Annotated in this window: 22 protein-coding genes; 10 read left to right on the top strand and 12 right to left on the bottom strand. The window is 62.2% G+C overall.

The features are described 5' to 3' along the window. The first annotated feature begins 147 nt into the window (after positions 1-147). Complete coding sequence (locus ACQ4W0_RS18215; RefSeq protein WP_436578014.1) at positions 148-2,025, top strand: GGDEF domain-containing protein; 1,878 nt, start codon at positions 148-150, stop codon at positions 2,023-2,025. A 118-nt stretch (positions 2,026-2,143) separates the two neighbouring features. Here ACQ4W0_RS18215 and ACQ4W0_RS18210 read toward each other — a convergent pair whose 3' ends face one another. From ACQ4W0_RS18210 to ACQ4W0_RS18195, 4 genes are all read right to left on the bottom strand, one after another. Further along, entirely contained in the window at positions 2,144-2,620 is a 477-nt protein-coding gene (locus tag ACQ4W0_RS18210) for a DUF4262 domain-containing protein (RefSeq protein ID WP_436578013.1), read from the bottom strand. 133 nt (positions 2,621-2,753) lie between these two features. Next, a complete protein-coding gene (locus ACQ4W0_RS18205; protein WP_436578012.1) occupies positions 2,754-4,142 on the bottom strand; it encodes a tetratricopeptide repeat protein in 1,389 nt (462 codons plus the stop codon). A 176-nt stretch (positions 4,143-4,318) separates the two neighbouring features. Continuing rightward, complete coding sequence (locus tag ACQ4W0_RS18200; protein WP_436509594.1) at positions 4,319-4,948, bottom strand: 3'-5' exonuclease; 630 nt, start codon at positions 4,946-4,948, stop codon at positions 4,319-4,321. Positions 4,949-4,986: 38 nt separating this feature from the next. Beyond that, positions 4,987-6,237, bottom strand: coding sequence for an Hsp70 family protein (locus ACQ4W0_RS18195; protein ID WP_436578011.1), 1,251 nt, complete (start codon positions 6,235-6,237; stop codon positions 4,987-4,989). A gap of 177 nt (positions 6,238-6,414) precedes the next feature. Between ACQ4W0_RS18195 and ACQ4W0_RS18190 the strand changes: the two genes are divergently transcribed. Both ACQ4W0_RS18190 and ACQ4W0_RS18185 read left to right on the top strand, forming a co-directional pair. Continuing rightward, complete coding sequence (locus ACQ4W0_RS18190; protein WP_436578010.1) at positions 6,415-8,493, top strand: Ig-like domain-containing protein; 2,079 nt, start codon at positions 6,415-6,417, stop codon at positions 8,491-8,493. A gap of 250 nt (positions 8,494-8,743) precedes the next feature. After that, positions 8,744-9,769 (top strand): LacI family DNA-binding transcriptional regulator, encoded by a 1,026-nt coding sequence (locus tag ACQ4W0_RS18185; protein WP_436578009.1) that lies wholly within the window; start codon positions 8,744-8,746, stop codon positions 9,767-9,769. 178 nt (positions 9,770-9,947) lie between these two features. Here ACQ4W0_RS18185 and ACQ4W0_RS18180 read toward each other — a convergent pair whose 3' ends face one another. Beyond that, a complete protein-coding gene (locus ACQ4W0_RS18180) occupies positions 9,948-10,367 on the bottom strand; it encodes a YidB family protein (protein ID WP_152253961.1) in 420 nt (139 codons plus the stop codon). A 260-nt stretch (positions 10,368-10,627) separates the two neighbouring features. Here ACQ4W0_RS18180 and ACQ4W0_RS18175 point away from each other — a divergent pair, with 260 nt between their 5' ends. The 3 genes from ACQ4W0_RS18175 (at position 10,628) to ACQ4W0_RS18165 (ending at position 12,204) form a co-directional block, all read left to right on the top strand. After that, positions 10,628-10,840: a hypothetical protein gene (locus ACQ4W0_RS18175; RefSeq protein WP_034751103.1), complete on the top strand. Its 213-nt coding sequence runs from the start codon at positions 10,628-10,630 to the stop codon at positions 10,838-10,840. A 109-nt stretch (positions 10,841-10,949) separates the two neighbouring features. Beyond that, complete coding sequence (locus ACQ4W0_RS18170; protein WP_436578008.1) at positions 10,950-11,657, top strand: hypothetical protein; 708 nt, start codon at positions 10,950-10,952, stop codon at positions 11,655-11,657. Positions 11,658-11,730: 73 nt separating this feature from the next. Further along, positions 11,731-12,204 (top strand): DUF6328 family protein, encoded by a 474-nt coding sequence (locus ACQ4W0_RS18165; protein WP_436578007.1) that lies wholly within the window; start codon positions 11,731-11,733, stop codon positions 12,202-12,204. Here the strand turns inward: ACQ4W0_RS18165 and ACQ4W0_RS18160 are convergent. Further along, a complete protein-coding gene (locus ACQ4W0_RS18160) occupies positions 12,201-13,103 on the bottom strand; it encodes a LysR family transcriptional regulator (RefSeq protein WP_436578006.1) in 903 nt (300 codons plus the stop codon). The two genes, ACQ4W0_RS18165 and ACQ4W0_RS18160, sit on opposite strands and share 4 nt — an antisense overlap. 102 nt (positions 13,104-13,205) lie before the next feature. Here ACQ4W0_RS18160 and ACQ4W0_RS18155 point away from each other — a divergent pair, with 102 nt between their 5' ends. From ACQ4W0_RS18155 to ACQ4W0_RS18145, 3 genes are all read left to right on the top strand, one after another. After that, entirely contained in the window at positions 13,206-14,222 is a 1,017-nt protein-coding gene (locus ACQ4W0_RS18155; protein WP_436578005.1) for an aldo/keto reductase, read from the top strand. Between the two features lie 16 nt (positions 14,223-14,238). Next, positions 14,239-14,655, top strand: coding sequence for an SRPBCC family protein (locus ACQ4W0_RS18150; protein WP_436578004.1), 417 nt, complete (start codon positions 14,239-14,241; stop codon positions 14,653-14,655). A 293-nt stretch (positions 14,656-14,948) separates the two neighbouring features. Further along, on the top strand, positions 14,949-16,166 hold the full coding sequence (locus ACQ4W0_RS18145) for an MFS transporter (protein ID WP_436578003.1): 1,218 nt from the start codon (positions 14,949-14,951) through the stop codon (positions 16,164-16,166). A gap of 50 nt (positions 16,167-16,216) precedes the next feature. Here the strand turns inward: ACQ4W0_RS18145 and ACQ4W0_RS18140 are convergent, their stop codons facing one another. The 3 genes from ACQ4W0_RS18140 to ACQ4W0_RS18130 all read right to left on the bottom strand — a co-directional run bounded on the left by ACQ4W0_RS18140 (position 16,217) and on the right by ACQ4W0_RS18130 (position 18,207). Continuing rightward, the gene (locus tag ACQ4W0_RS18140) at positions 16,217-16,717 is read right to left on the bottom strand and encodes an aspartate/glutamate racemase family protein (protein ID WP_436578056.1); all 501 of its coding nucleotides are present in this window, start codon (positions 16,715-16,717) and stop codon (positions 16,217-16,219) included. An 18-nt stretch (positions 16,718-16,735) separates the two neighbouring features. Beyond that, the gene (locus tag ACQ4W0_RS18135) at positions 16,736-17,629 is read right to left on the bottom strand and encodes a hypothetical protein (protein WP_436578002.1); all 894 of its coding nucleotides are present in this window, start codon (positions 17,627-17,629) and stop codon (positions 16,736-16,738) included. Positions 17,630-17,700: 71 nt separating this feature from the next. After that, the gene (locus tag ACQ4W0_RS18130) at positions 17,701-18,207 is read right to left on the bottom strand and encodes a hypothetical protein (RefSeq protein ID WP_436578001.1); all 507 of its coding nucleotides are present in this window, start codon (positions 18,205-18,207) and stop codon (positions 17,701-17,703) included. Positions 18,208-18,448: 241 nt separating this feature from the next. On the opposite strand from ACQ4W0_RS18130, the gene ACQ4W0_RS18125 reads away from it, so the two are divergent. Further along, positions 18,449-18,634: a hypothetical protein gene (locus ACQ4W0_RS18125; RefSeq protein WP_436578000.1), complete on the top strand. Its 186-nt coding sequence runs from the start codon at positions 18,449-18,451 to the stop codon at positions 18,632-18,634. On the opposite strand, the gene ACQ4W0_RS18120 is transcribed toward ACQ4W0_RS18125, so the two are convergent. From ACQ4W0_RS18120 to ACQ4W0_RS18110, 3 genes are all read right to left on the bottom strand, one after another. Beyond that, the gene (locus tag ACQ4W0_RS18120; RefSeq protein ID WP_436577999.1) at positions 18,609-19,007 is read right to left on the bottom strand and encodes a DUF8788 domain-containing protein; all 399 of its coding nucleotides are present in this window, start codon (positions 19,005-19,007) and stop codon (positions 18,609-18,611) included. The genes ACQ4W0_RS18125 and ACQ4W0_RS18120 overlap by 26 nt on opposite strands. A 480-nt stretch (positions 19,008-19,487) precedes the next feature. After that, positions 19,488-21,023, bottom strand: coding sequence for a hybrid sensor histidine kinase/response regulator (locus ACQ4W0_RS18115; protein ID WP_436577998.1), 1,536 nt, complete (start codon positions 21,021-21,023; stop codon positions 19,488-19,490). A gap of 11 nt (positions 21,024-21,034) precedes the next feature. After that, on the bottom strand, positions 21,035-21,865 hold the full coding sequence (locus ACQ4W0_RS18110) for an alpha/beta fold hydrolase (RefSeq protein ID WP_436577997.1): 831 nt from the start codon (positions 21,863-21,865) through the stop codon (positions 21,035-21,037). Positions 21,866-21,997 lie beyond the last annotated feature (132 nt).

Here is a 21,997-nt window from a genome sequence, read left to right as displayed (position 1 = left end):
TCGCGTTTTTGAGGAGAATCGGCAAACTGAAGGGCAGGCAAGAAACATTATCAAAAGTTAATACGTTTCATCAAGCCGTCATAAATCTTCCTTACTATAGGCAACATGTTCATGGCCCGTCCAGAGGCCGTGCCGCCACATCCGCCTATGCACACTCTCGCCCTCCCTTCCGCCACCGCCGCGCCGCCCGGCGCGATGTCATCGAATGTGGCTTACCTGAAGCCGCTATCGGCCCCCATAGCCATCGAAGGAACGGATGCCTTGCACGACATCCTGGCGGGCCGCAAGCTCAGCGCGCTGTTCCAGCCCATCATCCACATGCACAGCGGCGACATCATCGGCTACGAAGGCTTGATACGGGGCCCGTCCGACAGCCCCCTGCACGCGCCGATGAATTTGTTCAAGGTGGCGCGCGCGCATGACCTGACCCTGGAAGTGGAGCACCTGTGCCGCCAGGTGGTGCTGGAACGCTTTGCCGAACTGCAACTGCCCGGCAAGCTTTTCCTCAATGTCAGCCCCGAATGCCTGCTGCTACGCAATGCCCGCCATGGCGAAACCCTGGAATACATCGAGCACATCGGCATCAATCCGGACCGCGTCATCATCGAGCTGACGGAAAACCAGCCCACCTACGATTACGAGCTGATGCGCGAAGCGGTGCTGCATTACCGCAACATGGGTTTCCAGATCGCCATCGACGACCTGGGCGAAGGCTTTTCCAGCCTGCGCCTGTGGTCGGAACTGCGCCCTGAATACGTGAAAATCGACATGCATTTCATCCAGGGCATCAATCATGACCCCGTGAAACTGCAATTCGTGCGCTCGATCCAGGAAATCGCGGAAAAATCGGGCACGCTGGTGATTGCCGAAGGCATCGAGGCGCAAACGGAATTGCTGGTCTTGCGCGACCTGGGCGTGGCCTTCGGACAAGGCTATCACCTGGGCCGGCCCAACGCGGTGCCGGCGCGCGCCCTGCCGGCCGAAGTGGTGCAGGCGCTGGGGCGCAACGGCGTAGCCGTGTATCCACAACGCAGCAGCCTGGAAAAGAATGGCGCCAGCATCCGCAAGCTGCTGCACAAAGTGGCGGCCGTTTCGCCCGAGAAAAACAATAACGAGGTGTATGACATCTTCCTGAAGGAGCCGAAGCTGATGATCATTCCCGTCGTCGATGACGGCGTGCCGCTGGGCCTGATCAGCCGCTTCGAAATGATCGACCACTTCGCCCGCCCCTACCAGCGCGAACTGTATGGCAAAAAATCGTGCAGCCTGTTCATGGATGCCACGCCCCTGATTGCCGACCACGAGACGAGCTTGCAGGAACTCAGCTACACCATGGTGCAGTCGGATGCCCACCATCTGTTCAACGGCTTCATCATTACCGAACAGGGCCGCTACCTGGGCATGGGCACGGGCCACGACCTGATGCGCGAAATCACGCAGATGCAGATCAATGCGGCCCGTTACGCCAATCCCCTCACGCAACTGCCCGGCAACGTGCCCATCAACGAACATATCGACCGCCTGCTGCACAGCGGTAGCCGCTTCTGGGTCTGCTATTGCGACCTCGACCACTTCAAGCCCTTCAACGATGTGTATGGCTACCGCAAGGGCGACGACGTGATCCAGCTGACGGGAGAAATCCTCAGCAGCCATTGCGACCCGAACCGCGACTTCATCGGCCACATCGGCGGTGACGATTTCATGATTTTGTTCCAGAGCGAAGACTGGGAAACGCGCTGCCAGGCCATGCTGGAACGCTTTGCCGCCGCCATCCTCGCCTATTACAGCACGGGCGACTGCGAACGGGGCGGCTACATCAGCGAAGACCGGCAGGGCAAGAAAGTGTTTTATTCATTGATCAGCCTATCGTTGGGCGTCATCAAGGTCGAGGCGCACCAGTACTATACGCACCATCAGATCGCCACGCAGGCGGCCGAAGCGAAGAAGCAGGCGAAGAAAATCCACGGCAACAGCCTGTTCCTGGACCGGCGCCAAGGCACGGGCGTGGCGCGCATGGATGCATAGCCAAGGCGGGCGATACGCGGCAAACGCAAGCAACGGCCCAAGCTGTGACGCAGGAGCGCCGGGTCGAACACGCACAGGGTAGCCGTATCGGCACAAACCCTGGCCGTCATCGCTGCCATCATGCCGCTGGCGGTGCCGGTCCCAGCAGGGGCTGGCTCTCGACGTACTGCGCACTGGCTTGCGCCTGCCACGGGAAATGGCCATCGCGCGACGGCCAGACGATCTGGTACAGCGTAAAATCATCGCCCTGGTAATACCAGCGCGCATAGCCGACGTAGTTGCGGTATTGCTCGACGGGCACGCGCACGAAGGCGCACGGATGACCTTCCAGCAAGACGTCCGTGGTGGCCGTGAAATCCGTGATGGCGCCGCTGCGCACGGCGTCCAGCGCCACGTCGAGTATCTGGTGGGCCATGGAGCGCGGCAAGCCCATGATGAGAAATTCCGGCTGGCCGAAGCTGTAGCCAGCACCTATCGTGAAGGCATAGCCGGGACCCACTTCATCAGCACTGATATGGACGCCATGCCAGCCATGCGTGGCGATGTCGTCGATGACTTTTTGCTCGGATGCATCCTCGCCTGCCTGCCTTACCATGTTCCACCTTTCACTGTGCCAAAAACCCGCGCCCGATGCACGCACTGTGCACGCATTGCCTCATGGCGGCACGAGATGCCTGTAGGCAATTATCGCATGCGGCGCGCGTCCATGCGCGCACAGTGGCGGCGCTTCAGTCGGGCGACGGCAGCGGCGGGGAGCGCAGCTGGTGCCATTGCCGCATGCGCTGCTGCGCCTCTTGCAGCTGTGCCGGCTCCAGCCTGGCGGCAGCCGCTTCCCTGGCCCGGGTCGCTCCGCTATCGCCGCCCTCGGCCGCCAGCGCCAGCCATATGTAGCCGCCAAGCAAATCCTTCTCCACGCCGCGCCCGCTGTTATACATGCCACCCAGGTTGTACTGCGCCAGCGCATGGCCCTGGCCGGCCGCGCGCGCATACCATTGCACGGCCAGGCCATCGTCTTGCGGTACGCCATGGCCGTTCGCATACATGACGCCCAGATTGTTCTGCGCGCTGGCATCGCCCTGCTCGGCCGCCGTGCGGTACCAGCGCACGGCGCACACGTCGTCGCGTTCCACGCCCTGGCCATTGGCATACATCACGCCCAGGTTGAATTGCGCATTCGACGCGCCCTGGGCCGCCGCCCTCGCATACCAGTCCAATGCCTGGCGCAAGTCGCGGGCGATGCCGCGCCCGCCCGCAAACATGCCGCCCAGATTGTATTGCGCCATGCAATGGCCCTGCAGGGCGGCGCGCCGGTACCAGGCAAGGGCGCGCGCCTGGTCCAGGTCCACACCCTGGCCGCGCGCCAGCATCAGGCCCAGATTGAACTGGGCGTCGGCGTCATCCTGCTCGGCCGCCCGCTGCAGCCAGGCATAGGCACGCAGCTGGTCGGGCACTACGCCCAGGCCTTCCGCATAGGCCACGCCGAGTTGCCGCTGCGCCACGGCCAAGCCCTGGGCAGCGGCCTGGCGGAACCAGGCCAGCGCCTGCGCATCGCTTTGCGCCACGCCCTGGCCGCGCTTGTAGACGAGTCCCAGGTTCAGCTGCGCCTGCGCATCGCCTTGCAAGGCTGCCTTGCGGAACCAGGCCAGGGCCAGCGCATCGTTCTTTTTCGCTCCCAACCCCTGGGCATACGCTACACCCAGCAAGGATTGCGCGCTGGCCACGCCCTGCTCGGAGGCGCGGTAAAACCAGGCCAGTGCCAGCTCGTCGCTCTGCAGCACACCCCGCCCCTTGCGGTACATCTGTCCCAAGTTTTGCTGGGCCGAGGCATCGCCCTGCGCGGCCGCGCGGCGAAACCACAGCACGGCGTCCTCGTCGCTCTGCGCCACGCCCCGGCCGTGGTAATACAAGGCGCCCAGGTGGTTCTGTGCATAAGCCAACCCTTGCAGCGCGGCCAGGCGTAGCCAGACAAAGGCGCGCGCATCGTCCTGCGCCACGCCTTCGCCCTTCTTGTACATCAATCCCAGGTTGAACTGGGCGTAGGCATTGCCCTGCTCGGCAGCCGTGCGGAACCAGATATACGCCTGGTGGCTATCTCTGGCAGTATGGTGCTTGTCCATGTGCGCCCCCATCCACATTGCGCTTGCCGGCAGCACGCGCAAAACGGCGGACCAGGGCGGCGAAATCGTGTGTTGCTTAAATTTTAAATTCGATGCGGGGGAAGGACTTGAGCAGGCTCAAACGAAATAACAAAATTATATCGTTTTGATGAGCCCGCTTCGAGAGGAAACGGAGATCAGCGGCGCGCCGGATGCTTTTGCAGGAATTGCGGCACTTTTGCGGCGGCCAGCTTGTTCAGCGACACCAGCAGGTCGGCGTCGACATCGGCGATGCCGTAGTTGCTGCGCAGGTGGCGGCCGATATGGATCAGCACTTGCGCCGCCACCTCCGCATCCGACTCTGCCCTGTGGGCGGCGCTCTTGAAGGCGATGCCCAGCTGGCTCGACAGCAAGCCCAGCTTGTAGCTGGCCATGCCGGGAAACACGCGGCGCGACAGTTTCAAGGAACACACGAGCGACTGGTGTGCGGGCGTCAGGTTCAGCCTGGCGCTTTCCGCGCGCAGGAATTTTTCATCGAAGCTGGCATTGTGCGCCGACAAGGCATCGCTGCCGATGAAGTCCAGCAACTGCGGCACCACCTCGGCCACGGGCGGCGCCTTGTCCACCATGGCCTGCGTGATGCCCGTCAAGCCCGTGATGAACGAGGGAATGCGCGCATTGCAGTTGATCAGGGTCACATAGCGGTCCGTGATCTGCCCGCCTTCAATACGCAAGGCCGCCACTTCCGTGATGCGGTCGCCCATGTCGGGTGACAGTCCGGTCGTCTCGAAGTCGATCATGACGATCGGTTTGTCAAACACATTCATGAAGTAAGGCTCTTTCTGCGATGCTGCGGTGGGCCAGCTTAGCCGAACTTGCGCACGGCGTCCAGCGCGAGTCCCGCACCGATACTGCCGAACAGGTCGCCTTCGACCTTGCGCGCGGTCGGCACCAGGGCGGCGATCTTTTCGCGCAGCAGGCGCACACCGCTCGATCCGCCCGTGAAGAACACGGTGTCGACGGCGTCCGGCGCCACGCCCGCGTCGCGCAGCAAACGCAGCACGGTTTCTTCCACGGAACCGCACAAATGGCAGATGGCTTCGTCGAATTGCGTACGTTTCAGCAGCAGGCTTTGCGCGGGCGACAAACGCTCCAGTTCCAGCTGCACTTCGGCCGCGTCGGACAGGGCAATCTTGCCCTCTTCCACTTTCATGGCCAGCCAGTGGCCGGCGCGCTCGTCGATCAGCTTTTGCAAACGGCCCATCTTGTCTTGCTCACGCGCATCGCGGCACACGTCGGCCAGCTGCACCCAGATCTTCTTGGTGTAGGCCAGGTTGATCGTGTGCCAGGTCGCCAGGTTGAAATAATAGCTGGACGGCACTTCGCTATTGTTATGCAGCCGGCTGCCATAGCCGAGCAGGGGCATGACGGATGACAGGCTCAGATATTTATCGAAGTCCGTGCCGCCGATGTGCACGCCGCCGGTGGCGAGGATGTCGTCGCGGCGCTCGGCCTTTTTCGCCCGTTCCGGCGACAGCCGCACCAGCGAAAAGTCGGAGGTGCCGCCGCCGATGTCGGCGATCAGCACCAGCTCTTCCTTGTTGATTTGCGACTCGTAGTCAAACGCGGCGGCAATCGGCTCGAACTGGAAGGCGACATCCTTGAAGCCCACGGAACGGGCCACTTCGGCCAGGGTATCTTGCGCCAGCTGGTCGGCCTGCGCATTGTCGTCGATAAAGAAGACGGGACGGCCGAACACGGCGGACGAGAATTCGCGGCCGGCGGACTGCTCGGCGCGGCGTTTCACCTCGCCAATGAATTGCGCCAGCAACATGCGAAATGGCAGCGCGCGGCCGCCCACTTCCGTCTGGCCATCGATGAGACTGGTGCCCAGCAGGCTTTTCAGCGAGCGCATCAAACGCCCCTCGTAGCCGGCCAGATAGCCGGCCAGCGCCGCGCGGCCAAAACTGACTTCCTCGTCCTCCGCATTGAAGAAGACAACGGACGGTAAGGTCGTCTTGCCATCTTCCAGGCCGAGCATGGTGCTCTGCCCGGGACGTGCCCAGCCTACCGTGGAATTTGACGTGCCGAAATCGACGCCGCAAGCATTGGCCATGTCGACCCTTCCCTGAATAAAGGGGCGTTATTTTATCAGAATGCACGCCATTGCACCAGAAAAATACTTGCGGCATGGCCAAGGCAACAAGCTTGCTTTGCATCAAGTAGCGACGGCGTGCAAAAGCTACTCTTGGGAGTGACGCCGAGCAACTCGGCAAGCTCCCGGAGACCCATCGTGCCCTACGCCCCCCTGCGCCACCTGCCCGCTGCTATGCTGCCCGCTACTTTATTGGCTATCTTCCTCGCTTCCCTTGCCGGCTGCGGTGGCGGAGGCGGTACCGATACGCAGGTGTCCGGCGGCTGCTCGCTGCACAGCACGACAGGCTGCGGTGGCAGCCCGCCACCGCCCATTGTGCCGCCCGTGATGCCGCCAGTCACCCCGCCGGTGACGCCACCCGTGACTCCACCCGAGCCTGCCAGCCTGGCCAGCGCCGTCAACCTGGTCTTTTCCAGCACGGAACTGGCCTCGGCAGGCCTGGCCGGCAGCGAAGTGGCCGTCACGGCCCTCGTCAAGGATGGCGCCAACCTGGCCTTGCCAAACGCAAAGATTTCCTTTGCCGCCGATTCCGGCATCCTCGGCAGCGTCGATGCCGTGACGGACAAGAACGGCCAGGCGCGCGCCCTGCTGGGCACGGGTGGCGCCAACAGCAACCGCAGCATCACCGTGACGGCCAATGTCGGCACGCGCAGCGGCAAGGGCACGGTGGCGGTCACGGGCAGCAGCGTGGAACTGCTGGGGCCGGCCGCACTGATGCTGGGCCAGGGCGCCGACCTCACCGTCACCGTGCGCGACTCGGCAAAGCGGCCCGTGGCCGGCGCCGCGATTGCTTACAGCACGGGCGCCGGCAATGGCGTGCGTGTCAAAGATGGCGGCGCGGCGCTCAGCAATGCGCAAGGCCAGCTGCTGCTGCGCCTGACGGCAGGCAGCCTGGGCAAGGATGCCGTCTCCGTCAGCGCCCTGGGCGCCGCCGCCACGCAAGCATATGCGGTGGCGGGCAGCGACCTGCGCCTGAGCCCGGCCGTGGGCCAGGACGCCAATGGCGCGGACGTGCTGCCGCAAGTGGCGACCCTAGCGTGCCAGACCATCGATGCGCGCTACGACAAGGCGGGCGTGGCGCAAACGGGCAGCGCCAGCCTGTCCACCTCGCGCGGCAACCTGTTTGCGGACAGCGCCTGCAGCCAGGCCTTGCCCGCCAGCTTGATTTTTAACAATGGCAACTTGCCGCGCAGCTACGTGCAGTCGGCCAACGCGGGCGTGGCCACCATCACGGCCGCCGTGGCGGGCGGACCCACGGCGCAGACGCGGCTGGAATTCGTCGCGCCCTTAAGCAGCGCCAGCAAGCTGGCCGTGCAAGCGGAGCCGGCCGTGCTGCGCGCCAACATGGCCGCTTCGGCCGACAACGCCAGCAGCAGTATCAGCACCATCAGCGCCGTGGTGCGCGATGGCGCGGCAAACAACCTGGTCAAGAACGCGCCCGTGCTGTTCAGCATCTTGAGCGACCCCAGCGGTGGTTACCTGCGGCAAGCGGGCCGGGTACTGACGGGCAGCGATGGCTTGGCCCGCGCCGTGTATGTCGCGGGGCCGGCCGATAGCGGGCGCGACGGCGTGCTGATCCAGGCCCGCATCGAGGGCGCACCGCAAGCGGCGGCCACGGCCGTCGTGCGCCTGACGGTGGCGCGGCAAGCGCTGTCGATCAAGCTGGGCACGGGCAGCCTGCTGCGCGAATATTCGGCCAGCGTGCTGCAGAAGGACTTTGCCGTGTTCGTTTCCGACAGCGCCGGCAACGCCGTGCCCGGCGTCGCCATCACGGCCGCCGCCTGGCCCAGCCGCTATGCCAAGGGATATTATCTGTGGCAAGCGGACAAGCCCGAGTTCCCCGACACGGGCGCCTGGCTGCTGGCCCTGCCCCACTACAGCTGCGCCAACGAAGACGTCTTGCGCAACGGCATTTTTGACGCTGCCTACGACCGCAACGGCAATGGCGTGCTCGACCCGGGCATCCCCCTGACCGTCAGCGCCAGCGGCCTGAGCGACGCGCTGGGCATGGCCACCGTCACCGTCAGTTATCCGCGCAATGTTGCTTCATGGGTGCATGTCGCCCTGACTGTGCGCGGCACCGTCAGCGGCACGGAAGCGAGCGCCACGGCGGAATTACCGTTGCCCACCCTGGCCAGCGATTTCAACGCACGCCGCATCGACCCGCCAGGACGCATCAGCCCCTATGGCAGCGGGCCGTGCGACAGCGCCGACTGAGGGGCAAGCATGATTGAGGAGCAAGCATACCACTTGCCATTCAGTCATATTTTTTGCAACATGAACAAGAAAACAGTCTTGCCATACGGCAATCTTTTGCGCTATGCTCATTCTGCCCGCCCAGGCCGCCACAAGCGGCCGGGCCTGCAGGAATACTTTGAGACAGATTGCTTGCCAGACCAATATGCGAAAAAAGAATACTGTAGCCCGGACATCCAGCCCCCGCCCAATACCCGGCGCCGGACGGCGCGTGACCTCGTATGACGTGGCCCTGCTGGCCGGCGTGTCGCAATCGGCCGTGTCGCGCTGCTTCAAGCCGGGCGCCAGCATCTCACCGGCCACCCACGCCAAGGTCATGCAGGCGGCCATCAGCCTCGACTACATCCCTAACGCGGCCGCGCGCAGCCTGATCACGCGGCGCTCGAACCTGGTGGCCGTCATCATTTCCAACCTGGCCAATTTGTACTATCCACAAGTGTTGTCCGACCTGAGCCAGCAAATCGCCCGCCAGGGCAAGCGTTTATTGCTATTTACCCTGGAGCGCGAAGCGGACATCGGCAAAGTCCTGAGCGATGTGTGGCAATACCAGGTCGATGGCGCCGTCGTGGCCGCCTGCCTGTCGGACGAGCAGATGGCCGAATTCGGCCGGCGCGACGTGCCGCTGGTGCTGTTCAACCGCAGCCCCCGCGAGCATGCCGTGCATGCCGTGCTGTGCGACCAGGCTGAAGCGGCGCGCCTGCTCGTGTCGCGCCTGGCCGAGGCGGGCCACCGCCAGTTCGCCATCATCGACGGCCCCGGCGACTCGGCTGTCGCGCAGGAACGCAAGGCCGGCGTGCTGGACCGTTTGCTGACCCTGGGCTTACCCGCGCCCATCGTCGTCAGCGGCAACTACGATTACGCCAGCGGCGGACGCGGCTTGCGCAAGGTCATCGACCGCCTGGGCCGCGTACCAGACGCCGTCATTTGCGGCAACGACATCATGGCCATCGGCTGCCTGGACACGGCGCGCCACCAGATGGGTATCCAGGTGCCGCTGCAGATGTCGGTGGCCGGCTTCGACGCGCTGGAAGCGTCCGGCTGGCTCAGCTACGACATCACCACCCTGCGCCAGCCCGTGCAAAAGATGGCCACCGATGCCGTGGCCATGCTGGGTGAACTGATGGAACGGCGCGGCGGCATCGCCGAACGGCGCCGCTATTGCTCGTATCTGGTGGAGGGCAGTACGGCGAGGCTGACTGGAGCGCCTCCCCACTTCGGCATGATGGCCGCCGCCTGAAAAACACCCATGGCGTTGTTGTCGGGGTTACTCTTGTCCTTCGCCGTACTCGCGTACTGTCTTCGGGGCGGCGCCTAGCCACAGGCGTTTTTCAGACGTTAACACCGATCACCCAGAAACCTTGCACATAAAAAAACCTCGCATCGCTGCGAGGTTTTTTGTTGTTGCATCGGCTGTATCAACCGAAGATCTTACCCTTGAGCATATTCAAACCCTGGCTGACGAGGTCATTGCCTTCTGGCACTTGACCGTTTGGCGTCAGCTTGTCGATCAGCTGGGGCAGCAGGGCTGCCAGGCCACCCGAGGCCGCGTCCGGGGCGACGCCCGCTTTTTCAGCGATCTGGGTGATCGTGTCGGCGCCCAGCGCATCCTTGATCTGCTCGCCGGACACGGGCGCATTGGCGCCGGTGCCGATCCAGCTGGCCACCTGGTCGCCCAGGCCGCTTTCCTGGAATTTCTGCAGCAGGCCGGGCAAGCCGCCATGCTGGTTGACCAGGTCCATCACACTGGCCATCAATCCCGATGGCGCTTCCCCGTCCGCGCCCTTGTTGCCCAAAGCGCTCATCGCTTGTCCTGCAAGTTGATCTAGCAAACTCATCGTATTCTCCTGAACGCTATCGATTCGTGCCGCGTGACCGCAGCCTCCGGCATGGCACAGACCATTCTGCGCCATGGAAAACATTATACTATGAATAATAACAATGCTATAATTACAATCTCGCAGCGAACGCGTGGACTGACTCACTGTCGAGCCACCCACCTCCATCATATTTAGTTCAGCACAACATGCAAGCGTAAATTGACGGTTCGCAAAACCGTGTAGAATTATTTTTCCTACTTACTGAGGAGTATCAACACATGAACATCAATAAAGCGGTAGACAAAGCCTACGAAAAAAAGACGTTCAAGGAAATCGCTGATGCGCCCGTCGATGCGCTGCAAGGCGTGAGCGAGAAGGATGCAGAGCTGCTCAAGCAGGCGTTCAATATCAAGACCGTGCGCGATCTGGCGAACCTGAAATACTCGAAGTGGGCGCGCGCCATCGTCACCCTGGCCGATACGGAAGAATAGACCGGGCCATGCCCTTGGCAAGCCTGTCAGCACAGCCCGCCCCAGTCGGCGGGTTTTTTCATTCCGGCCCACTATCGGCTGGCAAGCCGATAGCCACGCGGAGGCGCCATTGAACACGCCGCTGACCCTGCCCGGCATCTGCTGGCCCCTGCAAGCGAGCACGGGCCATCTTGCCGTCACCACCGCACACATCACGGGCCACTTTCGCGCCGGCGCGGGCGAAGACGCCATCGTCCTGTGCGACCTGCTACCGGCCGGAAAGTTTCGCAACGGCGCGGCGCGCCACTGGTGCCGCACGCACCAATGCTACTGGGGCACCCAGGCCGACCTGGCCGGCTGGCAGGCGACGCGGCAGATGCGTTGCCGCCAGCACGCCAGCCCCATGGGCTATGTGCTGTATCCGGCGCTGTTCGACCCCAGCCAGTTTCACGCCACCACCTTGCACCTGGGTCCCGATGGCCTGCTGCAACTGCGCGCCCGGGCCAATGACGGCGGCGCCCTGTTCAGCCGCGACCTGCCTGCGCTGGCCATCGACTGCCGCGCCCTGCCCGGCTTGTTCCCTCCCGACATCGTGCAACTGAATATCACGCCGCCCGCCGCGCAGGCGCTCGCGGCCGCCTTGCAGGCGGGCACGCCGCTGGACTGCAGCAACTGCGCCCGCTGCGGCCACCCGCACCTGGACCTGGGCAGCTTCGCGCTGGCGCCGCACCGCCGCCACAGTTGCGGCCATTGCGGCCATGACGCCTCGCACAGCGCCACGCCCATCGTCTCGACGCCCCTGTGGCGGCTGCGCCAAGACATCACGCAATGCTTCTGAAGGTGCGCCGGGCCACAGTCGGCCTGGTCGCTTGTGCGTAGACTGGCCCCATCACCACCACGAGGATGGCCCCATGCCACAAGCGCAACACCAGGATGAAGATGACCAGCCAGGCGACGAAGGCGACTTGTCCGACCTGCTCAGCGAATTGCGCATCCTCTTGCCGGGCGCGCAAATGCTCACCGCCTTTCTCATCATCCTGCCCTTCAACGGCGGTTTTGCAAAGATCGTGCAGGCGGAAAAAATCGTCTTCCTGCTGACGTTTTTCCTCTCCATGACCAGCCTGGTGCTGCTCAGCGCGCCAGCCATCCAGCACCGCGTCATGCGCCCCCTGCAAGACCGCGAGCGTTTCAAGCGCGTGGCCGACCGCATCATGATGGCGGGTGCGCTGTCGCTGGCGCTGGCGTTCATCCTCGGCACCAATTTAGTGATATCGGAAGTGTTTGGCCACATCGCCGGTATCGTCGCTTGCGCGCTGATGGGGTCACTCATCATCTGCATGTGGTGGTGGCTACCCTTGCATTTGAAGCACGCCAGGAAAATCTAGGTGGCTACGCCCGCCTGCTGCAGCAAGGTTGCCCGAAAAACCCCCACCAGCGGGCGTAAATTGACCTTGTGCCAGGCCAACCACAGCGGCGTGCGGTAACTGAACCACGGCAACTCGCGCACTACCACGCCGGCCGGCGCGTGCTGGCGCAGGCTGCGCTGTATCATGGCCATACCCAGCCCGGCCGCCACCAGGCCCAGCGCCGTCAGCGGTTCCGTGGCTTCCAGGCGGATATCGGGCGTAAAACCGGCGCGCGCGCAGGCGGCGACGAAATTGTCGTGTTTCAATGCACTTTCCTTATGCAGCACGGCGATCCATTCCTGGCCGCCCAAGTCCTCCGGCGTGAGGTCGGCCTTGTGCGCCAGCGGGTGCGTCTCCGGCATGGCCAGCAGCATGGGGTCGCTCAGCACTTGCGCGCAATCGAGGTCCGGGTCGTTTGGCAGCGGCGGTTCGCACAGCAAGGCGATATCGAGGCTGCGCTGGCGCAAGCCCTCAATTTGCTCGGCAGAATGCAGGTTGTACAGGGCAATGTGCACCTGCGGACGCGTGGCGCGCAGGCTGCGCAAGCCGTCCGGCAACACGCCCGCATGCATGGCATTGTCGATGTAGCCGATGCACAGGCCCCCTTCGTCGCCGCGCCCCAGGCGTTTCGCCAGCGCTTCCAGGCGATTCCCGTGGGTAAGGAAGGCGCGCGCTTCGGCCAGGAAAGTGTGGCCGTCGCGCGTGAGGCGGATGCGCTGCGCGCTACGCTCGAACAGGGTCAGGCCCAGCTTGTCTTCGAACTGGGCGATTTGCCGGCTCAGCGGCGATTGGGAAATATGCAGGCGCTCGGCGGCCCGCCCCACGTGTTCTTCCTCGGCGACGGCGATAAAGTAGTGCAATTGGCGTATGTCCAGCATAGCAGACCTTTCAGGACTCAAGTTACGCCAATTATGTCTTGGACAGGCTTAACTTGTCCAGCTATTCTGCCAGCACTACTCTACTCATTGAAGGAAAACACCATGACGATCAAACACTTACTGACAGGTAAACTGGGTTTTGGCACGGCGCCGCTGGGCAATATGTTCCGCAACATTCCTGAAGCCGAAGCGTTGGCCACCGTCGACGCGGCCTGGGAATCGGGCATCCGCTACTTCGATACGGCCCCGTTCTATGGCGCCGGCCTGGCCGAGCTGCGCCTGGGTGCGGCCCTGAAGCAGCGCCGCCGCGACGATTACGTGCTCAGTACCAAGGTGGGCCGCCTGATCCTCGATGAACTGGAAGACCCGGCCTCCCGCGAGCTGGGCGAAAAAGGCGGACTGTTCGAGTTTGGCCGCAAGAACAGGATCGTCGATGACTACTCGGCGGACGCCACCCTGCGTTCGATCGAAGACAGTCTGACACGCCTGGACACGGACCGCCTCGACATCGTCTGGGTGCACGACATTGCGCAGGATTTCCATGGCGACAACTGGCTGGCGCAATTCGAGATTGCCCGCACGGGCGCCTTCCGCGTACTGACCCGCTTGCGCGAAGAGGGCGTGATCAAGGCCTGGGGCGTGGGCGTGAACAAGGTGGAGCCGCTGGAACTGACCCTGGACCTGGCGGAAGCCCAGCCGGACGCGTTCTTGCTGGCCGGACGCTATACCCTGCTCGACCATGAACGGGCGCTGCAGCGGCTGATGCCGGCCGCAGCGGCACAAAACGTCGACATCGTCGTGGGCGGCCCTTACAGCTCGGGCATCCTGGCCGGCGGCGCGCATTTTGAATACCAGAAAGCCTCACCCGAGATCATTGCCAAAGTCGAAAACATCAAGGCCATCGCCGCGCGCCATGGCGTCAGCGTGAAGGCCGCCGCCCTGCAATTCTCGCTGGCCAATCCGGCCGTGGCCGCCGTGATCCCCGGCGCCAGCCGTCCGGAACGCCTGGCCGAAGACCAGCAAGCATTGCACAGCGTCATCCCCGCCGCCTTCTGGCAAGACATGCGCGCCGGGCAGCTGGTGTCTCCATTCGCTCCGCTGCCAAGCGGCTCCAACTAATAGACAAGGAATTCATATGGCACATACCACCACCTCGATCGACATTGCCGCCACGCCAGCGCAAGTGTGGCAACTGATCGGCGGCTTCAACTCGCTGCCCGACTGGCTGCCCTACATTCCCAGCAGCACCCTCAGCGATGGGGGCCGCATCCGCCACCTGGCCAACCCGGCCGGCGACGTCATCGTCGAGCAACTGGAAGCGTACGACAACGGGGCGCGCAGCTATAGCTATTCGATTTTGCAGGCGCCCTTTCCCGCCGCCGATTACCTGTCGATACTGCAAGTGAGCGACATTGCTGGAAGCGAGGGCGCACGGGTCACCTGGTCGGGCCACTTCACGCCCGTGGGCGTGAGCGAGCGGGAAGTGACGGACCTGTTCCACGGCATCTATGTAGCGGGCCTGGAGGCGCTGCAGCAATCATTGGCAAAATAACATGTAACGCAGACCACTCCGCCACAGCCGGCTTTTCTTCGCCTGCTCCGTGGCGGAATCGCGCGCATTCCGTGTTATCGTTAACAACAAGAGCAAACGCTGTCGTGTGCAGTGCAGCAGATTTTGGCCATCACACAGCAAAGCTTGCCCGAATCTTTTACAATGTTGTCCTTGAGCAGTTCCTATAGCCCGAAAATATCGGCCAGCCGTCGACTCTGGTGGCGCTTGGCCACTTCCGGTCGGGCCACAGCGCGCCGCTCCACCCTGACATTCTTTACCCAACCAACAAGAACATGCACGCCTCCGTAGATCCCCTGATTCCGCGCGTCACTGCGCCTTTTGGCGCTGGCTATGCCGACCTGGCCCTGGCCATCGGCGGCCTCGCCATCGGCACGGGCGAATTCGCTTCCATGAGCATCTTGCCCGTGGTGGCCGACGACCTGGGCACGACCTTGCCGCAGATGAGCCATATGATCAGCGCCTACGCGCTGGGCGTGGTCATCGGCGCGCCATTAATCACCATCTTCCTGGCGCGCATGCCGCGCCGTTTAATGTTGATCTGTCTGATGCTGATGTTCGCTGGCGGCAACTTGCTCAGCGCCATCGCCCCCAACTACGGCTTGCTGGTGGTGGCACGCTTCGTGGCCGGCATCCCGCACGGCGCGTATTTTGGCGTGGCAGCGCTGGTGGCGGCAGCCCTGGCCGAACCGGACAAACGGGGACAAGCTGTCGCCCGTGTCCTGATGGGCTTGACGGTGGCCAACATTTTCGGCGTGCCGCTGGCCACGTACATCGGCCAGACCCTGGGCTGGCGCTCGGCCTTCTTGCTGGTCGCCGCGCTGGGCTTGCTGACCATGCTGATGGTACGGATCTTCGTGCCCATGGTGGCTGCAGGCGATTCCAGCCCGCGCCGCGAACTGGGCGTGTTCCGCCGCCTGCAAGTGTGGCTGACCCTGCTGATGGTGGCGATCGGCTTCGGCGGCATGTTTGCCGTCTACACGTTTATCACGCCCACCTTGCTGGAAATCACGAAAGTGTCGCCGCTGGTCATCTCCATCTTGCTGGCCATCATCGGTGTCGGCATGACCTTGGGTAACCTGATCGGCGGCTGGCTGGCCGACCGCTCGCGCCTGTGGACCATCTTTGGCGTGCTGCTGTGGAACGTGGCCGCGCTGGCCGCGTTTACTTATACCAGCAGCAATGTCTGGTTGACGGCAATCAACCTGTTCGCCATCGGTGCCGGCATCGCCGTCGCCCCCGCCGTGCAGACGCGTTTGATGGACGTGGCCGGCGACGCGCAAACCGTGGCCGCCGCTCTCAACCATTCCGCCTTCAACATCGCCAACGCCCTGGGCGCCTGGGCCGGCGGCATCGCCATCGCCATGGGCATGGGCTTGCGCTCGACGGGCTGGGTGGGCGCCATGCTGGCCTGCGGCGGCATCGTCGTGCTGGGTATTTCCGTGCTGGTGGAAAACCGCAGCCGCAACCTGGGCGGCGCGCAGCCGGCTTGATGGTGTCAGCGAGCGGCGGCCGGCTCAGGCGGCCGCGCATGTGCGAGCAGCTAGTCTTCGATGGCAAACGCCACCGCCGCCTCGCAATGAATCGCTGTGGTATTAAATAGCGGCAAGTCGACATCGCCCTGCCGGATCAGCAGCGGTATCTCCGTACAACCCAGAATCACGCCCTGCACGCCTTGCAGCCGCAGTTTCTCGATGATGCCCAGGAAGATCTTGCGGCTGGCGTCGGTAAAGATATTTTGCACCAGTTCCGTGTAGATAATCTCGTGGAGGATTTCCTGATCGGCCGCGTCGGGCGTCACCGTCGCGATGCCGCACTGTTCCAGTGCCCGGTGATAAAAGCTGTCCGCCATCGTTTGCTTGACGCCCAGCAAACCGACCTTGCGCACCCCCGACTGCTGCACCCGTCTCGCCGTTTCCTCGACGATGCTGATAAAAGGCAAGCCGATCCGCGGCACCACGGCCGGCGCGAAACGGTGCGCGCCATTCGCGCACAGCAAAAAGAAATCCGCGCCCATGCCTTGCTGTACGTTGAGATCAGTCAGGAGGATGCGGGGACAGACTCATGCAACATCAATGCTCTCGCCCCGGAGCGCACGCCGAGCATAACGCACGGCAGAGGCATCGTCGGACTTCTTGACGGACTGTGCTCCAGACGCCAGGTTATCCTGCTCAAACTGGCGCAATTCCTGCAGCAGCGTGTCCAGCTCTGTTTCACCGCAGCGGCGCACTAGTCCTTCCATGGAATACAGGCCATAGGCATCGACCAGCCGGTAAAAGCCATCCGTCATTGCCAGCAGTTGCGATTGCCGGTCCATGTCAAACGCATATTGCCTGGCCTTGAATTCCCCTTGCGGATACATGCACAGTATGCCCGGCGCCTCGTGCAAGTTCTGAAATGCGCGCCTGTCCCGCAACATCGGCAGCAAGGCCGCGAATACTTCCGCCGTGTCCTCAATACCTTGCGCTTTTAACTGCGCAATGGCCGCCTTCAGAATGTCTTCCTGCGCATTCTCATAGGGATCGATATCGCGCACGTCCCCGGCTGCGTTCGAGACAAACACCTTGCAATCGCCGAGAGCATATATCTGTACAGCGGCGCCAGCGTCACCTTCGATAATACGTGCCCACATCACGGCGGCAATGGGATAGGCATACGCAGGAATGTGCGTCAGATCAAGACGCGCCTGCACATCGCGCTGGAAACGCGCCAATGCCAGCTTGATGCTGTCATGCTGGCTCAATCCGGGCGCGACCACCTCTTTCAGCAAGGCGGAAAAAGTCGACACGAACCAGGCGGCATCGCCCGCTACCGTATCGAAATAATTCTTTTCGGACACCGAACTTGCACCATCAAAAATCAGGATATCCACGATTCCCGCATTGTGCAGATAAACCGTTACCAGATCTTCATTATTCTTTGCGCCGGCAGCATCGGATACGTGGACAATTTTCATCAGTTGTATGGATTCTTCTCTTGAGGATTGTTGGCAAGGCCGGCATGGCCATTCCCTAGCCCGGCATGACATCATTGCCGGTTCGACGTCTCGCGGCTGTATTCACGTTCGAACGCAGCCAGACTCTCCGCCTGCGCCCAAAGGCTGGCGATATAGTTGAATTCATCCTCGAACGGCTGCTCGAAATCGGGCACATCCGTCGCATACTCGCAATTGCGGCTCAGCATGACCAGCCAGTCGGGGTAGCCGAGGGCCGGATACAGCCGGCTCAACTTGGCATCGAGCGACGACACGCTTTCACGGCCTGCCAGATAAGCGGTGCGCAATTCGACGATGTATTTTCCGGCGAGAAATTGGTCACAGAGCCGCTGCGTGCCACGGTAGCGTTCGATGATGGCTTCGGCCAGCGGCAGCACCTCGACTATGCCCCGGGCGCTGGCCAGAAGCACGATATCGAGGTCGTCGCCTTCCTGATCCAGGCGCAAGCGTTCCACGGCCCAGTCCACGCAGCGGTCTGCACGGCCATCGCCATGGCGCAGCTGGAAGCATTCCAGCTCAAGTTCTGTCAATTGTTCCATTGTGATTTTTCCCGTACGCGTCATGGACGTAACTGAACGCAATGCTTCAACGACGTCCCGGATACGCGCCCGGTTCGCTGCTATAAACGGTGAACGGTGAACGGTGAACGGTGAACGGTGCCCGGCACCTGGAAGGATGGTTGCTGCGGCCGTATTATACGATGGGCAGCGAAAATCCCGCGCTGGGGATAACGCTTGAGAAGACTGGAGCATGCTTCGGCATGAAAAAAATGGGAAACCAATGATGATACTGCCGGGCAGTGGGGAATTTAATCAGAACAGGAAAAATGAATCCACTGGAAACGAAAAATTTCTGGCGCATCAGGAAAATATTCTCTTAAAGAAACACCAAGGCAAAGAAAGCCATGCGCGCAGCATGCCGAACATGGCCATCACGTCGCTTATTGCGGATTCGACGCCACGATGAACGGATCGAAAGTCAGCAGCGTGTTTTTCGCCAGCAACAAGGTCATCGTATATTGCACATGGCTGCCTTTGGCATTCACGCGGCCACCCCATACGGTGTTGTCGTATTGCGGGTATGGCGCCGGATTGATCATGCCGCTGGTGATGGCAGTGCCGGCGAAGTTGTGAATGGAAACTTGCTCGGCCGGGTCCAGCGAGGTGACGTTCCAGACGATGGTGTCGCCATTCTCGCACGTTGTCACCAGTTCATTGCCGCCTTCGCCGCCGCTGCCCGAGTAGCCGGTCGTGTCGACCATGAAGACATATTTGCTCAGATTTTGTTGTGCCACTGCCTGACCGACATTGACCGCTACCAGTACATTAATTGTTGCCATGGTTTTACCCCTCTTTGGAATGGAATTAAACATTACAACTATCCTTTGTGCGATGAAATAATGAAGACCCAGTCAAAATACCGGCAGCGCTTTCGCGCAATCGGACTCCATCACTGGCGCATAAAAATACGCGAAATGTATCAATTAAAAATACGCAGAATATATCAATAAATCACCAAATCTATCGATAATATTATACATCCAATTATCAATAAGACTTTTTGATCCTCATTACCGCAGCCACGAAGAGAGGATATTTTATTTATTTTTTCAAGTCAAATTATTTTTAATAATATTTAAAATCTATCCATTAATAACATATATTTTTTAAATTAAATTTCTTTTATCTTGAATATTGGTATTCCGTGTTTGATTTACCGCAAACCATAGTGGTATACCAACGGAAATAGATGATGGGGGAGAAAGAAAACAGGCGCAGGCAATGGGTGCCGCATGCGGGCCGGACGGCCCTACGGCAACTCAGGTGGTTTGCAGCATCGTTTGCAGCACCGCATCGAGCTCATAAAAATCCACGGGCTTGGTCAGGTGCAAATCAAAGCCTGCATCGGACGCCATCTGGCGGTCCTTGTCCTGGCCCCAGCCCGTGACAGCCACGAGGATAGCGTGCCGCCCGCAGGGCTGGCTGCGCAACAGTCTTGCCACGTCGTAGCCGTTCATGTGCGGCAAGCCGATGTCGAGCAGGATGACTTGCGGCATGAAGTTTTGCGCTGCCGCCACGCCGGCCGCGCCGTCGTAAGCCGTGCGCACATCATAGCCGAGGATGTCGAGCGCCAGCGCCAGGCTTTCGGCCGCATCGGCGCTGTCGTCGATCACCAGCACGCTACCCTCGCGCGTGCCTGCCAGCAGGCGGCGGTTGGCCTCGGGCGGCGCTTCCAGCGGCATGGCGGGCAGCGGCAAACGCAGTTCGAAGGCGCTGCCCTGCCCCACGCCAGCGCTGTGTGCGCTGATGCTGCCGCCATGCAAGTCGGCCAGGCCCCGCACCAGCGACAGGCCGATGCCCAGGCCGCCCTGGGCCCGCGACAGGGCCGGCTCCAGCTGCGAAAACAGGTCGAACACCTTGTCCAGGTGCTCGGGCGCGATGCCGATGCCCGAGTCGCGCACGCTGATCAGCACCTCCTCTTGCGTGCAGACCACGTCCAGCCCGATGGCGCCGTTGGCGGGCGTGTACTTGATGGCGTTGGTCAGCAGGTTGGCGATCATCTGCCCCAGGCGCGTGGCGTCGGCGTCGAGCCAGATCGGCTGCGGCCATTGCTCCACGTGCACGCTATGGCCCGATTGCGCCGCCAGCTCGGCCACGCTGTGCAGGGCCGCCTCCACCACGGGCGCCAGCTCCACGCTGGCGCGGCGCAGTTCCAAACGCCCCCGCGTGATGCGCGACACTTCCATCAAATCGTCGACCAGATGCGTCATGTGCCCCACTTGCCGGCCCAGCACGTCGCGGACCCAGCGTAATTGCGGGTCGTCCAGCTGGGCCAGGCGCAACACTTCCAGCACATTGCGGATCGGCGCCAGCGGGTTGCGCAGCTCGTGCGCCAGGGTTGCCAGGAATTCGTCCTTGCGCCGGTCGGCCGCCGCCAACTGCTCGTTGAGCTCGCCGGCCTCCTTGCGCGCCAGCTGCAGCTGCTGCTCGTATTTGCGCCGGTCGCTGGCGACAAACACGGCGACCTCGTCATAACGCACGCCCTCGTGCACGCGCCGCACGGCGTTGAACAGCATGGGAATGGCTTGCCCCTGGCGCTGGCGCATGTCGAGCAGAATTTCCGACACGCTGCCCTGCACTTGCATCAGGGGCAGCCAATGCGTCTGGTGAAACACGCGCCCGCCGATGGTCAGCAAGTCTTGCAGTTTCTTTTTCCCGAGCAATTCCCCGGCGCCATAACCGAGCCAGCCGCAAAAGGTGGCGTTCGCCTGCACAATGGTACCATCGGCCGTACACAGCAGCAAACCGCAAGCGGCATGCTGGAACAAGGTATGGGCGTCAGGCAAGGAAGGCATCGTGTCACGCATTACAGGTGCAAGCCGTCGAGAAAGTGGCGGATGGCGCGGTAACTGGCATCGGGCACGCTCATGTGCGGGCAATGGCCCACATTCTCGACCACGCGCAGGCTGCTTTGCGGCAACATTTCGCGCATGTACTGCCCTACGGACGGCGGCGCGATGAAGTCATCGCTGCATTGCACGATCAGGGCCGGCGTGCTGTTGCGCGGCAAGATGGCGCGGTGATCGGACAAGAACGTGGCTTGCGCGAAATGCCGGGCAATGACGGGATCCGTGCGGCAAAAGCCGTGCACCAGGTCTTGCCCCAGCGCCGGCTGCCCGGACGCGCCCATGATGGCCGGCGCCATGCTGGCGGACCAGCCCAGGTAGTTGCTATCCATGGCATCGAGCAAGTCGTCGATATCGGCACGGCTGAAGCCGCCCCGGTAGCCGGCCGCCGCGTCATCGATATAACAGGGCGACGGCGCCAGCATGACTTGCGCGGCGAACAGCTCCGGCTCGGCAATGGTAGCCAGCAAGGCGCTCATGGCGCTGACGGAATGGCTGACGCAAATCACGGGGCCGCCGCCGACGGCATAGATAACCTGGCGCAAATCGGCGCCATGGGCGTCGAGCCGCGCGTAGCTATCGAAATCATAGGCGCCCAAGTCCGAAGCGCCGCTGCCGACCAGGTCGAACAGCACGGTACGGTAATACGGACGAAACAATGGCTCCAGGTAACGCCACATGGTCTGGTCGCAGCCGAAACCGTGCATGAACACCATGGTGGTTGCCGCGCCCGCCTGTGGCGCAGCGCTGCATTCGTTCACGCGGATATTGTTCCGATCTTCTATGCGCATGCCTTGAATATTTCTATGTGGAATGTAAATTAACTTCTTGCTAGCATCTTAGCATGTGCGATTTGACCCTGGGCAACACCATTGACACTGGACAAATGGCATGCCACGGCGGATAATGAGAACGATTCCCAT

The sequence above is a fragment of the Janthinobacterium breve genome, assembly GCF_051380895.1.
Lineage (GTDB): Bacteria > Pseudomonadota > Gammaproteobacteria > Burkholderiales > Burkholderiaceae_D > Janthinobacterium.
The sequence above is the reverse complement of the archived record's forward strand: the minus strand, read 5'-3'. Positions and strand labels throughout refer to the sequence as shown.

Excerpts from the sequence above, each read along its gene's own strand:
- ACQ4W0_RS18215 (WP_436578014.1), top strand. The coding sequence starts at position 148 with ATGCACACTCTCGCCCTCCCTTCCGCCACCGCCGCGCCGCCCGGCGCG.
- ACQ4W0_RS18210 (WP_436578013.1), bottom strand. The coding sequence starts at position 2,620 with ATGGTAAGGCAGGCAGGCGAGGATGCATCCGAGCAAAAAGTCATCGAC.
- ACQ4W0_RS18205 (WP_436578012.1), bottom strand. The coding sequence starts at position 4,142 with ATGGACAAGCACCATACTGCCAGAGATAGCCACCAGGCGTATATCTGG.
- ACQ4W0_RS18200 (WP_436509594.1), bottom strand. The coding sequence starts at position 4,948 with ATGAATGTGTTTGACAAACCGATCGTCATGATCGACTTCGAGACGACC.
- ACQ4W0_RS18195 (WP_436578011.1), bottom strand. The coding sequence starts at position 6,237 with ATGGCCAATGCTTGCGGCGTCGATTTCGGCACGTCAAATTCCACGGTA.
- ACQ4W0_RS18180 (WP_152253961.1), bottom strand. The coding sequence starts at position 10,367 with ATGAGTTTGCTAGATCAACTTGCAGGACAAGCGATGAGCGCTTTGGGC.
- ACQ4W0_RS18175 (WP_034751103.1), top strand. The coding sequence starts at position 10,628 with ATGAACATCAATAAAGCGGTAGACAAAGCCTACGAAAAAAAGACGTTC.
- ACQ4W0_RS18165 (WP_436578007.1), top strand. The coding sequence starts at position 11,731 with ATGCCACAAGCGCAACACCAGGATGAAGATGACCAGCCAGGCGACGAA.
- ACQ4W0_RS18160 (WP_436578006.1), bottom strand. The coding sequence starts at position 13,103 with ATGCTGGACATACGCCAATTGCACTACTTTATCGCCGTCGCCGAGGAA.
- ACQ4W0_RS18155 (WP_436578005.1), top strand. The coding sequence starts at position 13,206 with ATGACGATCAAACACTTACTGACAGGTAAACTGGGTTTTGGCACGGCG.
- ACQ4W0_RS18150 (WP_436578004.1), top strand. The coding sequence starts at position 14,239 with ATGGCACATACCACCACCTCGATCGACATTGCCGCCACGCCAGCGCAA.
- ACQ4W0_RS18145 (WP_436578003.1), top strand. The coding sequence starts at position 14,949 with ATGCACGCCTCCGTAGATCCCCTGATTCCGCGCGTCACTGCGCCTTTT.
- ACQ4W0_RS18135 (WP_436578002.1), bottom strand. The coding sequence starts at position 17,629 with ATGAAAATTGTCCACGTATCCGATGCTGCCGGCGCAAAGAATAATGAA.
- ACQ4W0_RS18130 (WP_436578001.1), bottom strand. The coding sequence starts at position 18,207 with ATGGAACAATTGACAGAACTTGAGCTGGAATGCTTCCAGCTGCGCCAT.
- ACQ4W0_RS18125 (WP_436578000.1), top strand. The coding sequence starts at position 18,449 with ATGATGATACTGCCGGGCAGTGGGGAATTTAATCAGAACAGGAAAAAT.
- ACQ4W0_RS18120 (WP_436577999.1), bottom strand. The coding sequence starts at position 19,007 with ATGGCAACAATTAATGTACTGGTAGCGGTCAATGTCGGTCAGGCAGTG.
- ACQ4W0_RS18115 (WP_436577998.1), bottom strand. The coding sequence starts at position 21,023 with ATGCCTTCCTTGCCTGACGCCCATACCTTGTTCCAGCATGCCGCTTGC.
- ACQ4W0_RS18110 (WP_436577997.1), bottom strand. The coding sequence starts at position 21,865 with ATGCGCATAGAAGATCGGAACAATATCCGCGTGAACGAATGCAGCGCT.